Annotated in this window: 9 protein-coding genes; 1 reads left to right on the forward strand and 8 read right to left on the reverse strand. The window is 72.9% G+C overall.

Annotation, left to right across the window (positions count from 1 at the left end; all coding sequences use genetic code 11):
* Positions 1–196 precede the first annotated feature (196 nt).
* The 4 genes from ACOV8S_RS03430 to ACOV8S_RS03445 form a co-directional block, all read right to left on the reverse strand.
* A complete protein-coding gene (locus ACOV8S_RS03430) occupies positions 197–664 on the reverse strand; it encodes a hypothetical protein (protein ID WP_448316031.1) in 468 nt (155 codons plus the stop codon).
* Between the two features lie 122 nt (positions 665–786).
* Positions 787–3348: a polynucleotide kinase-phosphatase gene (locus ACOV8S_RS03435; RefSeq protein ID WP_448316032.1), complete on the reverse strand. Its 2562-nt coding sequence runs from the start codon at positions 3346–3348 to the stop codon at positions 787–789.
* Positions 3345–4904: a 3' terminal RNA ribose 2'-O-methyltransferase Hen1 gene (locus tag ACOV8S_RS03440; RefSeq protein ID WP_448316033.1), complete on the reverse strand. Its 1560-nt coding sequence runs from the start codon at positions 4902–4904 to the stop codon at positions 3345–3347. The genes ACOV8S_RS03435 and ACOV8S_RS03440 overlap by 4 nt, the downstream gene beginning before the upstream one ends.
* A gap of 225 nt (positions 4905–5129) precedes the next feature.
* Positions 5130–6056 carry an LLM class F420-dependent oxidoreductase gene (locus ACOV8S_RS03445; protein WP_448316034.1) on the reverse strand — a complete coding sequence of 309 codons (927 nt, stop codon included), beginning with the start codon at positions 6054–6056 and terminating at the stop codon, positions 5130–5132.
* A gap of 274 nt (positions 6057–6330) precedes the next feature.
* Here ACOV8S_RS03445 and ACOV8S_RS03450 point away from each other — a divergent pair, with 274 nt between their 5' ends.
* Positions 6331–6513, forward strand: a complete 183-nt coding sequence (locus ACOV8S_RS03450) for a hypothetical protein (RefSeq protein WP_448316035.1) — start codon at positions 6331–6333, stop codon at positions 6511–6513.
* A 99-nt stretch (positions 6514–6612) separates the two neighbouring features.
* Here ACOV8S_RS03450 and ACOV8S_RS03455 read toward each other — a convergent pair whose 3' ends face one another.
* From ACOV8S_RS03455 to ACOV8S_RS03470, 4 genes are all read right to left on the reverse strand, one after another.
* Positions 6613–6807 (reverse strand): DUF1737 domain-containing protein, encoded by a 195-nt coding sequence (locus ACOV8S_RS03455; RefSeq protein WP_448316036.1) that lies wholly within the window; start codon positions 6805–6807, stop codon positions 6613–6615.
* Between the two features lie 151 nt (positions 6808–6958).
* On the reverse strand, positions 6959–7960 hold the full coding sequence (locus ACOV8S_RS03460) for a helix-turn-helix domain-containing protein (RefSeq protein WP_448316037.1): 1002 nt from the start codon (positions 7958–7960) through the stop codon (positions 6959–6961).
* A gap of 140 nt (positions 7961–8100) precedes the next feature.
* A complete protein-coding gene (locus ACOV8S_RS03465; RefSeq protein ID WP_448316038.1) occupies positions 8101–11835 on the reverse strand; it encodes a S8 family serine peptidase in 3735 nt (1244 codons plus the stop codon).
* 527 nt (positions 11836–12362) lie between these two features.
* Positions 12363–13569 (reverse strand): metallophosphoesterase family protein (locus tag ACOV8S_RS03470; protein WP_448316039.1); only part of this gene is annotated, 1207 nt, incomplete at its 5' end.

Consider the following 13569-nt stretch of genomic DNA (forward strand, 5'->3'; position numbering starts at 1 on the left):
CGCCCGACTGGCCCGGCCCTCGCGCCACCGCCCTCTTCCACGCCCTCCGCGACCGCCTCCGCGAGGGCGCGTCCCAGTTCGTCACGCCGACGGATTGAACCCCCGGCCCCCCCTGGCCAGGTGTCGACATGACGACATTGCGGCCTGCGGGGCCCGGAACGACGGTGCGCGGCGGCCGAACCGGCCACCCGAGCGGCTACACACCCTCCTGGTACACCCGGACCTCGGCCGGCGTACGGGCACACACCATGGCCCAGGCCGGCCGCGCGGTCACTTCCCGCGCCCACGCGTCGAGATCCTGGCCGTCGTCGTGGAAGAACCACGAGGTGAAGCTTCCCACCGCCTTCAGCGCGGGCTCCGGGGCGAAGCGGACCTCGCAGTGCAGCTGGACGTATTCGGCGTGGTCGCCCACGGCGTCGAAGACCTCGAACTGACGCGCAAGGTCCACCGTGAACGCCGGGGGACCCTCGAAGCTGTACGTCCCGTACTGGAACAGCAGGCCATCGCCGTCCGGGGCGTCGGAGACGTCGAACAGCTGCCGGCCGAAGCGCAGGAAAGCCGCCCAGGCGGCCTCCAGGTCCAGGCACGAGCCTGCCTGCCGTTCCGCCCGGACCTCCGCCTCCAGCAGGCCCATGGCCTCGTCGATCGACGGCCTCGACGTCATGCCCACCTCCCTGGACGAGCGGCGGCCTGAGGGTACTCGCACCGCGGGTGCGAGACGGCCGGGCCGGGAAGGGGGCGCCCCTTTCCGGCCCGGCCACGTTGCGCCAACGTCCGCACGCGGGACTACAGCCGCGGGTCCACCGGCTCGGACTCCAGGGACAGGACCGCGAAGACGGCCTCGTGGACGCGCCACAGCGGTTCGCCCTCGGCCAGGCGGTCCAGCGCCTCCAGGCCCAGCGCGTACTCCCGCAGCGCCAGCGACCGCTTGTGGCCGAGGTGGCGCTGCCGCAGGCGCTCCAGGTGGTCCGGCCGGGTGTACTCCGGGCCGTAGATGATCCGCAGGTACTCCCGGCCCCGGCACTTGACGCCGGGCTGCACGAGGCGGCCCTCCGCGTCCCGCACCACCGCGCCGAGCGGCTTGACGACCATGCCCTCGCCGCCCTGCCCGGTCAGCTCCAGCCACCACTCGACCCCCGCGGCCACCGAGGCGGCGTCACCGGTGTCCACCAGCAGCCGCCCGGTGCTCCGCAGCAGCCCGGTGCCGTCGGCCTCCACCAGCCGGTCCAGCCACGCCAGCTGCGCGTCGTGCGGCACGCCGGCCAGGCTCCGGCCCTGCCCCGCCAGGAGCTGGAACGGAGCGAACCGCACCCCGTCCAGGCCCTCGGTGCTCCAGCAGTAGCGCCGGTACGCCTCGGTGAACTTCCCCGCGTCGACGGCCCGTTCGCGCTGCCGGGCGAGCAGCCCGGCCACGTCCACGCCCCGCGACCCGGCGGCCTCCAGCGCGGACAGCGCGCCCGGGAAGACCGCCCCGGAGGCCGCGCCGACCGCCGCGTACTGGTGGCGCAGCAGCCCGCCCGCCTTCAGCGACCAGGGCAGCAGCTCGCCGTCCAGCAGCAGCCAGTCGGTGTCCAGTTCCTCCCACAGCCCCGCGCCGTCGATCGCCGACCGCAGCCGGCCGAGGACCTCCTCGGTGACCCGCTCGTCGTCGAAGAACGGGCGCCCGGTGCGGGTGTACAGCGAGCCCGTCGGACCGTCCACGCCGAACCGCTCCCGCGCCACGCCCGCGTCCCGGCAGACCAGCGCCACGGCCCGCGAGCCCATGTGCTTCTCCTCGCACACGACCCGCTCCACCCCGGCCGCCGCGTACTGCGCGAACGCCTCCGCGGGGTGCTCGAGGTAGCCGTCCTCCTTGGAGGTGGCGGTCGGCGCCATGGTCGGCGGCAGGTACGGCAGCAGCCGCGGGTCCACCGCGAACCGGCTGACCACCTCCAGCGCCGCCGCCGCGTTCTCCTCGCGCACCGCGATCCGTCCGGCGTGCCGGGTCTCCACGATCCGCTTGCCGTGCACGTCGTTCAGGTCCAGCGGACGGCCCTGGTGACCGCCCGGAGCCTCGCCGACCAGCGGCTTGACCGGCTCGTACCAGACCCGCTCGGCCGGCACCTCGACCAGTTCCCGCTCCGGGTAGCGCAGCGCGGTCAGCTTGCCGCCGAAGACGACGCCGGTGTCCAGGCAGATCGTGTTGTTGAGCCAGGTGGCCGTCGGCACCGGGGTGTGGCCGTAGACCACCGCGGCCCGGCCCCGGTAGTCCTCCGCCCACGGGTAGCGCACCGGCAGCCCGAACTCGTCGGTCTCCCCGGTGGTGTCGCCGTACAGGGCGTGCGAACGCACCCGGCCCGAGGTACGGCCGTGGTACTTCTCCGGCAGACCCGCGTGGCACACCACCAGGCGGCCCTCGTCCAGCACGTAGTGGCTGACCAGACCGTCGATGAACTTCCGGACGCGCTCCTTGAACTCCTCGCTCTCCCCGTCCATCTGGGCGATCGTCTCGGCCAGGCCGTGGGTGTGCTGGACCTGGCGGCCCCGCAGGTAACGGCCGAACTTGTTCTCGTGGTTGCCCGGAACGCACAGCGCGCTGCCGGACTCCACCATCGACATCACCCGTCGCAGCACGCCCGGCGAGTCGGGTCCGCGGTCGACCAGGTCGCCGACGAACACGGCGGTGCGGCCCTCCGGGTGCGTGCCGTCGACGTAGCCCAACTTGTCCAGCAGCGACTCCAGTTCGGAGGCGCAGCCGTGGATGTCGCCGACGATGTCGAACGGGCCGGTCAGGTGCGTCAGGTCGTTGAACCGCTTCTCGGTGACGACGGTCGCGCCCTCCACCTCCGCCACCCCGCGCAGCACGTGCACCTTGCGGAAGCCCTCGCGCTCCAGGTGGCGCAGCGAACGCTTGAGCTCACGGGTGTGCCGCTGGACGACCCGGCGCGGCATGTCCGCCCGGTCCACCCGGGCGGCGTTGCGCTCCGCGCACACCGACTCCGGCACGTCCAGCACGATCGCGATGGGCAGCACGTCGTGCTCCCGCGCCAGCTGGATCAGCTGCCGCCGTGCCTCCGGCTGCACGTTGGTGGCGTCCACCACGGTCCGCCGGCCGGCCGCGAGGCGCTTGCCGGCGATGTAGTGGAGCACGTCGAACGCGTCTCGGGTGGCGCTCTGGTCGTTCTCGTCGTCGGACACCAGCCCGCGGCAGAAGTCCGAGGAGATCACCTCGGTCGGCCTGAACAGCCGCCGGGCGAACGTGGACTTGCCGGAGCCGGAGGCGCCGATCAGCACCACCAGGGACAGGTCGGTGACGGGCAGCACGCGCCCGGCGGGCCGGGCCTCCTCGATGACAGCTGCGTCGCTCATGCCGCGGCCTCCTTACGGTTCTCGTCGTTGCTCTCTTCGGCACGGGCGGGGGCCGGCGCAGGGGCGGTGGCGGTGCCGGCGTGCCGCTCGCCGCCGGTGTCCGCACACAGGGTGAACAGGGCCAGCTGGGTCGGCGGTCCCACCTCGGGGTCGTCCGGGCCGACGGGCCGGTACTCGACGTCGTAGCCGTAGCGCGCCGCCACCGAGTCCGCCCAGGCGCGGAACTCCTCCCGCGTCCACTCGAACCGGTGGTCTCCGTGCCGGGAGTGACCGGCGGGCAGCGACTCCCAGCGCACGTTGTACTCGACGTTCGGCGTGGTGACGACCACGGTGCGCGGCCGCGCCGAGCCGAACACCGAGTACTCCAGCGCCGGCAGCCTCGGCAGGTCCAGGTGCTCGATCACCTCGCTGAGCACCGCCGCGTCGTACCCCTTGAGCCGGTTGTCGGTGTACACCAGCGACCCCTGGAGCAGCCGCACCCGCGACGCCTGCCGCTCACCCATCCGCTCCAGCCGCAGCCGGCGCGAGGCGACGGTCAGGGCGCGCATCGACACGTCCACGCCGACGACCTCCCGGTACCGGGTGTCCTTCAGCAGCGCCTGCACCAACTGCCCCTGCCCGCAGCCGAGGTCGAGGACCCGGGCGGCGCGCCGGTCCCGCAGCGCCTCCAGGATCGCCTCGCGCCGCCGCACCGCCAGCGGCACCGGCCGCTCCTCGGTGTCGGTGTCCGGGTCCACCGCGTTGTCGATCTCCTCGACCGCGGTGTCGTCGGCCGCCGCCAGCCGGGCCAGCTCCTCGCGTTCGGTCTCCAGCCGGTCCATCGCCTTCTGCGCCAGCGACCAGCGCCGCGACAGGTACCGGTTGGTGATCAGCTTGTGCTCGGGGTGACCGGCCAGCCAGCTCTCACCCGCCCGCAGCAGCTTGTCGACCTCGTCGGCGGAGACGTAGTAGTGCTTGGCGTCGTCCAGCACCGGCAGCAGCACGTACAGGTGGCGCAGCGCCTGCGCCACGGTCAGGACCTCGGACTCCAGGGTCAGCGAGACGTACCGGGAGTCGCCCCACTCGGGGAACGCGGTGTCCAGCGGCACCGGCCGCACGTCCACCGTCCAGCCCAGCGGCTCGAACAGCTTGGCCACCAGCTCCGGGCCGCCGCGGGCCGGCAGCGACGGGATCTCCACCCGCAGCGGCAGCGGCCGCCCGGGCAGCTCGGGACGGGCGTTGCACTGCCCCTTCATCGCCGTCGAGAACACGGCGCTCAGCGCGACCGCCACCAGTGACGAGGCCGCGTACGGGCGGTCGTTGACGTACTGCGCGAGCGCCGAGTCCGGCGCCCCGCCCCGGCCCTTGCCCCGCCCGCGGCGCACCAGCGCCACCGGGTCGACCTCCAGCAGCAGCGCCGCCGTGCAGCGCTCCTCGGTGGCCTGCGGGTAGAACACGTACGCCGTGCCGTAGGAGGTGGAGAAGGGCTGCGCCTTGTCGGGGTGCTTGTGCAACAGGAACCCGAGATCGGTGGCGGGGTTCTCCGGCGTACCGGTCGTGGTGATGGTCAGGAACATCCGGACACCTCTCCTCATTCTCCTGGAGCCGCTCGCGGCCTGTGGGACGGACATGCGAAGCCCCCGGGACACCTGTCCCGGGGGCTTCGCAGGACGACGCCGCTCACGATCGCACAACGGGCCCGACCTGCGCCCTTGTTTATCGCGGCGACGGTCCGCGCCGACGCGGTGGCTGCCGAGACGGCGGTGCCGGCCGACGTGCCGGCCGACGTGTCGGCGGCGGTGTCAGCCGAGCCGGCTCTGCACCTCGGAGGAGATCAGCTCCAAGTGGTCCAGGTCGTCCAGATCAAGGATCTGCAGGTAGATCCGCTGCGACCCGGCCTCCTCGGCATAGCGGCCGATCTTCTCGACGACCTCGGCGGGAGAGCCCGCGAGGCCGTTCTCCTTCAGCTCGTCCACCTCACGCCCGATCTTCTCCGCCCGGCGGGCCACCTCGGCGTCGTCGCGGCCCACGCACGCCACCAGCGCGTTGGAGTACACGAGGTCGTCCGCGGACCGCCCCGCCTCCACGGCCGCGGCGCGCACCCGCTCGAACTGCGCCTTGGTGTCCTCGATCGAGGAGAACGGCATGTTGAACTCGTCCGCGTACCGGGCGGCCAGTCGCGGGGTGCGCTTGGCGCCGTGACCGCCGATGAGCACCGGCACCTTGTTCTGCGCCGGCTTCGGCAGCGCGGGGGAGTCGGTCAGGTCGTAGTGCTCGCCGTGGTGGCTGTACGTCTTGCCGACCTCGGTCGCCCAGAGCCCGGTGACGATCTCCAGCTGCTCCTCCAGGCGGCCGAACTTCTCCTTCGGGAAGGGGATGCCGTACGCCTTGTGCTCCTCCTCGTACCAGCCCGCGCCGAGGCCCAGCTCGACGCGCCCGCCGGACATCTGGTCGACCTGCGCGACCTGGATGGCGAGCACGCCGGGCAGGCGGAAGGTGCCGGCCGTCATCAGCGTGCCGAGTCGGATCCGCCGGGTCTCCCGGGCGAGGCCCGCCAGCGTGATCCACGCGTCGGTCGGGCCGGGCAGGCCGCTGACGCCGCCCATGTGGAGGTAGTGGTCGGAACGGAAGAACGCGTCGAAGCCGAGGTCCTCGGTGGCCTTCGCGACCGTGAGCAGGGTGTCGTACGTAGCCCCCTGCTGGGGCTCGGTGAAGATTCGCAGGTCCATGCCCCCATCCTGCACCGGAACCCAGGCAGGGAGCACGCCCGCCCCTCCGGTCGCCGCCCCGTCCCTTGATCCGCTCCCTCTCCGGTCCCACGTTCGCCGTGATCATCGCCAGAGTGAAAAAGCGTCAACCTGGCGACCGTTCGATGTCCCGTGCAGTTACCGCCACCTGCGGAGTTCGTTGTCCGGTGCGGAGCCGGGCCGACCCGGCTCCCGCGCCGGGGACCATCCGCCGGGGCGTCCGTCCGTGTGCGCCCTCCGGGGCTGGGAGACATCGATGTCGGAAGAGACCGTGCCGCCGCCGCAGTTCGTGCCGGGCGGGTCGGGGATGCAGGGCGTGCCGCAGCAGCCGGCGGGCCTGCTCCAGCAGATGGAGGAGCTGATGGCGGCCCTCAACGCCGACCTCTCCGACCTGGGAGCGGCGCTCGGCGGCCGGCCGGAGGACCGCGACGCGGTCTGACCGTCACGCGCTTCGCGGCGGGGCGGCGCCGACCTCAAGGCCCCCCGGCGAACGCGTGACGGCGCAGTGCCACGCCGCACACCGCCTCCCGCGAAGCGCTCACCCCTGTGCCGGCCGTGCCGGCCAGAGCAGCGCCTGGGCGACGATCACCCTGTCGCCGTCGAAGGTGAGGGCGGGGCCTTCGTACAGCTCGTAGCCGAGGGCGAGCGCTTCGCTGACCCGTCGGCAGAACGCGCTGTCGTCGGGTCCCGTCATGACGCGGTAGACGGGCAGTCCGTCCGGTGGTGTGCTCATGGGGAGAAGCATCCCGGATGAGTCCGCCGCCCGCCCGGTCCTCGGCTTCATCCACTACGCACCGGATCTCCTGCGGCACGTGAGCGCGCGGACGGCGTCCCGTCCCGCCCCGCCCGTGTGGCTGCGGTCCGCGTGCCCGTGCCCTCGGCGGTCACGCTGTCGGCAACGGTTCCGCCCAGCCGTTGCGCACGGCGTGGGCGCCCAGCTGCATGCGGGTGCGGACCCCGGCCATGTCCATGAGGTGGCGCAGGCGCCGGTGCAGGGTGCGCGGCGACAGGCCGAGCTGGGTGGCCGCCGCCAGGTCCGTGAGACCGGCCAGGAGCAGGGCGAGGATCTTGCGGTCCAGTTCGGTCGGGCCCTCGGGAGCGACCTCGACGGTCGCTCCGCACGAGCCCCCGGTGTCGGACAACCGCAGCGGGTGGGCCGTGCGCCACACCGACTCGAACAGGGCGTCCAGCGCGTCCAGGAGGCCACTGCGGTGCAGCAGCGCCGCGCCGGGCTCGCCGGCCGGGGTGACCGCGAGCGGCACCAGACCGAGATCGGCGTCGGCCAGGACGAGCTTCATCGGCACGTGGTCCGCGACCCGCAGTCGCACGCCGTTGCGCAGGGAGTCGATGGCCTCGCGGAGGATGCCCGGCTCGGCCAGCACCTCGCGGTCCAGGACGGCACGGAAGCGCACCCCGCGGTCCAGGGCCATCGGCTCGGCCGTGTTCTCGTCGGGCGGCAGGGCGACGAACGGGGCGGTGATGAAGGAACGGACCTGCGTCCGGGCGGCCTGCTGGACCTGGAGGAACCGGTGGCGGAGGGCGTCGACGCCCGTGACCACCTCGATGAGATCGGTGATGCTGCTGCCGGTCATCGCGGCACGGTGCTCCTCCGCGAAGGTCACCAGTGCCTGCTCCGCGGTCCGCAGGGCGTCCCGTCGCCGGCCGATGAGGGCGCCGAGCGCCATCGCCGGCGGGGCGGCGGTGAACCGGGCGTCCGCCGACCTGGTGGCCAGGCCCCACCCGACCAGACGCGACAGGGCCCTGTCGACGTGGGCGCGGGGCAGCGCGAGCAGGTCCGAGAGAAGGTCCGCGGTGCTCCCGGGCCGTTTGACCAGCGCCCGGTAGACGTGCTCGTCGTCGGGCTCCAGACCCAGAGCATCCAGCATCGGCGATCGACTCTCTTCCACTTGCCGCAGCGGGGAGAGTATGCGCCACGGCGGCAGACCCTGAAAAGGCCCTGCTGGGAGTGGGTGCGAGGCGAAGGGCCCCGGGAAGTCGCCTTCCCGGGGCCCGGCCGGCGTACGGCTCATCGCAGGCCGTACGCCCGGATGATCTCGTTCTCGACGCCGAAGCCCCGGTCCGTCCCGGCGCTCGCGCGGAGCGAGACGAAGCCGCCGGACTTCTTCGGGGTCCTGAACGCGCCCCGCCAGGAACCGTCGTCACCCTTGGTCAGGGTCACCTTGTCCCACGTCGCGCCGTCGTCGTAGGAGACGTCCAGCTTCACCGTGGTGACGGTGCCCGGCACGGTGCCCAGGTCCGTGGACACCGGCTCGAGGGCGATCCGTTGCAGCCCGCCGGCCTCGATGTCGCCGTGCAGGTCCGTCTCCAGCCGGTAGTCCAGGTTCAGCACCGAGAACGGCTCGAAGAAGTCGGACGTGACGGTGCCCGACCGGAAGGTCCACTCGGTGTGGGTGCGCGTCGACAGCCGGAAGACGTCGGCTGGGCGTTCCGCGTCGAGGACGGCGCGGTAGGGGCGGTCACCCGGCGGCACCTCGATCCACTGCATGTCCGTGCCGTGCGGGTTGTCGTGGATCAGCGTGTCGCCCTGGAACACCCGCAGGCGGGCCGGCGTCTCCCCCCAGGGCAGGTAGCCGCCCAGCCGCATCGTGTCGCTGGAGGAGGCCCAGGCCTGCACGTTCCAGGTCATCATGTCCTGCCAGCGGGAGTTGTACACGCCGAAGGACTCGCTCTGAGCGGGCCGGGTCACCGGGGCGAACCAGTCCAGGCGCGTGGTGCTGCCCTTGGCGTAGGTGTTGTCGCCCGACACCATCGTCCACGGCAGGGCCCGGTCGGTGCCCTGCGTGTGGAACTCCCGCCACACCTGGCCCGGCGTCACCCATTCGGTGCGGGTCCCCGGGTGCCACTCGGTCTCGGGGAAGTTGAACGACGGGCTGAGGGTGAAGTCGGACCGGTAGCCCTCGGACAGGCGGCCGCCGGCGGCCGCGTAGTAGCGGGCGTCGATCCGGGCGAGGTCCTTCTTCGCGGGCGTGTAGACCAGGGCGCGGTCCGGCACCCGGCCGTGGTAGTCCCGGGTCAGGTCGTAGACGAACGGCGTGAACCGCGTCTGCTGAACCTTCAGTTCACGGTTGCCCGCCTTGGCCACCGCGACGAGGTCCCTGCCCTCGTCGCGGTGGACCGAGGCGACCGGGATCGGCGACTCGCCGACGTACTCCGACAGGCCGCCGACACCGTCGTTCACCACGATCAGCGCCTTCGCCCCGGCCGCGACCGCGGCCTCGACGCGCTCCTCGGGCGAGACCTCGTCACTGCGCTCGACGACGACGACCTTGCCCTTGGCCCGGAGCTTCTCGTACGCGCCCGCCGCACCGTGGCCCGCGTAGAGCGGGGTCAGCCGGTCCGTGGCGGTGCCCAGGGCGCTGCCGGCCTGCACCAGGGTCTCGAAGTGGCGCCGGCCGTCCGCCGTGCTCAGGCCGAGCCGCGGCTCGCCCTTGCGCCACCGGGTGACCAGCGTGAACTCGCCGTGCTTCATCTCCTCCGTGGGCGCGACGTAGACGTCGTCGTACGACGGCGGCAGCACGTACGCGCCGCGGAAGTCCAGGTAGGGGTCGACGCCGTCGTAGTGGATGTTGAAGTCCACCTTGCGCTGGTGGTCCTCCGTCCGCTGCGGCGCCTCGGTCCGCAGCAGGCGCGCCTTCCTGGCGTCCAGCACCACGTCCTGGGAGCCGTCCTTCAGCACGGTCTCCGGGTCGACCAGCACGGCGACGCCCGAGCGGTCCGCCTGCTCGCCGGCCACGTCGAGGTAGGTCGCGACGGTGTACGCGCCCGGGGCCATCCGCATGGTGGTCGAGCCGTCGACGTAGAGGTTCCAGGGCCAGGCGTCCCCGGCCAGGCTGACCGTGACCCAGCCGGCGGCGGGCTTCCCGTCCCGGCCGATCAGCTCGATGTTCAGGTCGTGGCGCTCCTCCTCCTTCAGCAGCGCCACGGAGCTGCGGGTCACCGGCTCCCCGCTGCTCGCATCGGTCGCGACCACGTAGCCGGTGTGCCGTCCGGCCGAGGCGGCCTGCGGGTCACCGGTCACCGGCACCGAGGCGCTGCCGCCGGCGGGGACGGTCACCGTGGTGTCGCCCAGCGCGAAGGGGGCGTCGGCGGCCCCGGTCAGCGCGAGGTCCAGCGTGACGTCCCTGTCACCGGTGTTGGTGAGGGTCAGGTCCTTCGTGACGGCGGTGTCGGTCGGCTCGTGGGGCCAGGTGTGGTTGCCGAAGAAGAGCGACCCGGTGGCGCGGACCGAGGCGCGCACGGCTGCCGCCACGTCGAGGCGGCCGGTGCCGACCTCGTAGGGCGAGACATCGCCGAGGCCCTTCGCGGTGCTCGTCAGGTGCTCCTTCAGCTGCGCCCCGGTCCAGTCCGGGTGTTGCTGGGCCAGGAGCGCCGCCGCGCCGGCCACGTGCGGGGTGGCCATCGAGGTTCCGCTGATCGTGCGGTAGAGACCCTCACCGCCGTCGGTCATCTCCTGCGAGCGGGCCGCCGTGATGTCCACGCCCGGCGCCGCCAGGTCCGGCTTCATGGCGCCGGAGTAGGCCAGCGGACCGGTGCTGGAGAAGGACGCGAGCCGGTCCTGCTTGTCGGTGGCCGCCACGGTCAGCGCCGCCGCGGCCGCGCCCGGGGAGGAGATGGTCTCCGGACCCGCGTTGCCGGCGGCGATCACGAACAGCGTGCCGTACTGCTCGGACAGCGCATCGACCATCTGCGACATCGGGTCGCTGCCGTCCGTGGGGTAGGTGTCGCCGAGGCTCATGTTGACGACGTCCGCGCCGGTTTCGGCGGCCCACTGCATGCCGGCCATGACCCACGAATCCTGGCCCGACCCCTCGGCGCCGCCGAGCACCTTGCCGACGTAGAGGTCGGCGTCGGGCGCGACGCCCTTGTTCTCCCCGCCGGAGGCGGCCCCCGAACCGACGATGGTGCCGGCCACGTGCGTGCCGTGCCCGTTGACGTCGGTGACGGCCTCTCCCGGCACGAAGCTGCTGGTCCCGTCGATCAGGCCGTCGAAGTCGGGGTGACCGGCGTCGATACCGGTGTCGAGCACGGCGACCTTGACGCCCTTGCCGGTCCAGCCGGCTTCCCACGCCTTCGGCGCGCCGATCAGCGGGACGCTCTCCTTCAGGTCGGCCTTCACCCGCCCGTCGAGCCAGAGCTTCGCCACGCCCGCGCGCAGCTTCCTGCCGCTCCGCGGGGCGACGGTCCTCCAGAAGGTGCGCGCCTCCCGCTTCCGGGTGCTGAGCGCTGCGCCGCCGATGCCGCGCAGCTTGCGGGTCAGCTTGCTCCCCCGGGGGGCCGTCGGCTCCACCGAGGCGCGGGACTTCGGCCGGGTGTACGTGGCGATCAGCGGCACGGCGGACGCCTTCGCGTCGTCGTATCCCATGGCGATCAGGTCGGTGACGTTGAACAGCCGCCGGTCCAGCTTGCCCGCGCCCAGCAGCGGTTCCGCTTCGTCCGGGACGACGAACAGGTCGCCCTTGATCTCCTGCAGCTTCACGCCGCCGACGGCGCCGTCCGGCCTGCGGACCTCGGCCGTCTGCTTGCCGTCGGCCGTCGTGGTGACCGTGACGACGTCGCCGGTGACCAGGGTGACCTTGTGGGTCGCCGAGGGCTTGGCGGCGACGGCGGGCCGGCTCGGAGCGGCATGGGCCGGGACCTGGGCGACGGTGAGGCCCGATGCCAGCAGGGGCACCGCCGTGAGTGCGGAGACCAGCCGCCGGCGTCTGCGCCGGGAGGCGGAGGAATGAGAGGGGGAGTACATGGCATGGGTCTATCGACCGGTGAAGCCGGTCGTGAAGGCCTCGCGGCGGCAAGTCCTCGCCATGGCAGAGACCTGCCAGCGGTGAACCGTGCGATTCCGGACGGAACGCGCGGTACGGGCGCGGGCTGCCGCTTCCGGTGGCGGGGCCCCGCCCCGGACGCCCTCGGGGCCAAACCCTTTCGCCCCGCCGGGGGTCCAGCGTGTGGTTCAGGTTGCGGGGTGAGCGCGGCACCTCCGCCCGGCCTCACGGAGGGACTGCACCACTCCGGCATGGGCGGCACCGCGCTCGGCGACGTCACCGGCGACGGCAAGCCCGATCTGGTCACGTCGGCGACCGGCACCCGGACGTCGTGTTCGGTTCCGCCGGCTTCCTGGGACCGAAGAGCCGGGACGTCGACGCGTACTGGGTGATGCGGGGCACCGACGAAGGCATGCGCTACCAGCAGCACTTCACCACCGCCGACCTGCGCCGAGGACCGGAGGCCGGAGGGCCACGTGCGGGCAGGTCCCCCTCGCCGACGAGGAGTTCAGTGGCAGCTGAACGACTTGCCGGCGAGATTCGTGCTCAGCGTGCAGACCTGGCCCCGCACCCCACCGTCCGTCCGGTGGAAGGTCAGGTCCCAGGTCCCGTTGACGTGCTGGAGCCGGCCGTAGCCGTGGACCCCCTCCAGTCCCGCCGGAGGGTTCGAGGGGTTCTCCACCTGGGTGATCGACCGGTGGACCGGCTGCGGAGGTGTGCCGACCGGCTGTCCCGTGACGTAGTCGTCGATCGGCCCGCGGTCCGGCGGTGAGCCCGCGGAGCCCACGGTCAGCTGGGGCGGACGGACGGTGTCGAAGTCGAGCATCTGGTAGAGGTGGACGTGCCCCGACAGCACCAGGCGCACGTTGTCCGCCAGGCGGTGCTGCGTGGTGCCGGCCACCGCCGCGTCGAGGACATGGGTCAGCCAGGTCACCGCGCCGGGGGCCTGCCCCGCCGCCTTGACCATCCACACCGGCTTGTGGGTGAGCAGGAAGAAGTCCTCGGCCGGACGCTGCCGCGCGGCCTGGTTCACGGCCTGGAACTGCGGGATGAAGGTGTTCACCTGTGCCGTGCTGCCGGTGTCGTTCGGGTCGGCGAACGAGGTGTCCACGGAAGAGAGGTTCAGCAGGCCGGCGCGGATCGTGGCGGGCGGCGGGAAGCGGCTGCACGTCCCGTTGGAGCGCAGTTCGTCGGCGAGGTACCGGAACCAGGCGTCTCCGGCGCCCCCGGCCTGCCCCGTGCAGTCCTCGTGGTTGCCCCGGGCCAGCACGACGGGGGCGGCGGCCAGCAGCGCCTCGGCGGGCCTGAAGAAGTCCGCCACCACACAGGCCCAGCTCGCCGCCTCGGCGCGCAGCGTGCACCCCGGGTTCCTGGCCTTGTCGTCCGCCCGGCTCGGGTCGTTGCGGTAGAGGTAGTCCCCGGTGTGGACCACGAGGTCGGGCGCCCCACGGGCAATGCTGTTCGCGATCGGGGTGAAGGGCCAGGCGGTCGCGCAGGACTGCGCCGGCTCCGCCGTGTTCACCGGCAGTTCGCAGCCGGTGTCACCGATGACGTCGACCGTGCGGGGACGGGTGGTCGCGGTCCACCTCGGCAGGGGCAGGCGACCGCCCGCGGGATGGAGCGTCGCCGCCTGCACCGTCGTCAGGTCGAGTTGCGCGTTGCTCGCCCCGAGGGGCACCGGTGTCTGCGCGCCCGACTCGCAGACCGTGGTGGGG

This window comes from Streptomyces sp. CO7 (assembly GCF_053474865.1).

Excerpts from the sequence above, each read along its gene's own strand:
- ACOV8S_RS03465 (WP_448316038.1), bottom strand. The coding sequence starts at position 11,835 with ATGTACTCCCCCTCTCATTCCTCCGCCTCCCGGCGCAGACGCCGGCGG.
- ACOV8S_RS03430 (WP_448316031.1), bottom strand. The coding sequence starts at position 664 with ATGACGTCGAGGCCGTCGATCGACGAGGCCATGGGCCTGCTGGAGGCG.
- ACOV8S_RS03450 (WP_448316035.1), top strand. The coding sequence starts at position 6,331 with ATGTCGGAAGAGACCGTGCCGCCGCCGCAGTTCGTGCCGGGCGGGTCG.
- ACOV8S_RS03445 (WP_448316034.1), bottom strand. The coding sequence starts at position 6,056 with ATGGACCTGCGAATCTTCACCGAGCCCCAGCAGGGGGCTACGTACGAC.
- ACOV8S_RS03455 (WP_448316036.1), bottom strand. The coding sequence starts at position 6,807 with ATGAGCACACCACCGGACGGACTGCCCGTCTACCGCGTCATGACGGGA.
- ACOV8S_RS03460 (WP_448316037.1), bottom strand. The coding sequence starts at position 7,960 with ATGCTGGATGCTCTGGGTCTGGAGCCCGACGACGAGCACGTCTACCGG.
- ACOV8S_RS03435 (WP_448316032.1), bottom strand. The coding sequence starts at position 3,348 with ATGAGCGACGCAGCTGTCATCGAGGAGGCCCGGCCCGCCGGGCGCGTG.
- ACOV8S_RS03440 (WP_448316033.1), bottom strand. The coding sequence starts at position 4,904 with ATGTTCCTGACCATCACCACGACCGGTACGCCGGAGAACCCCGCCACC.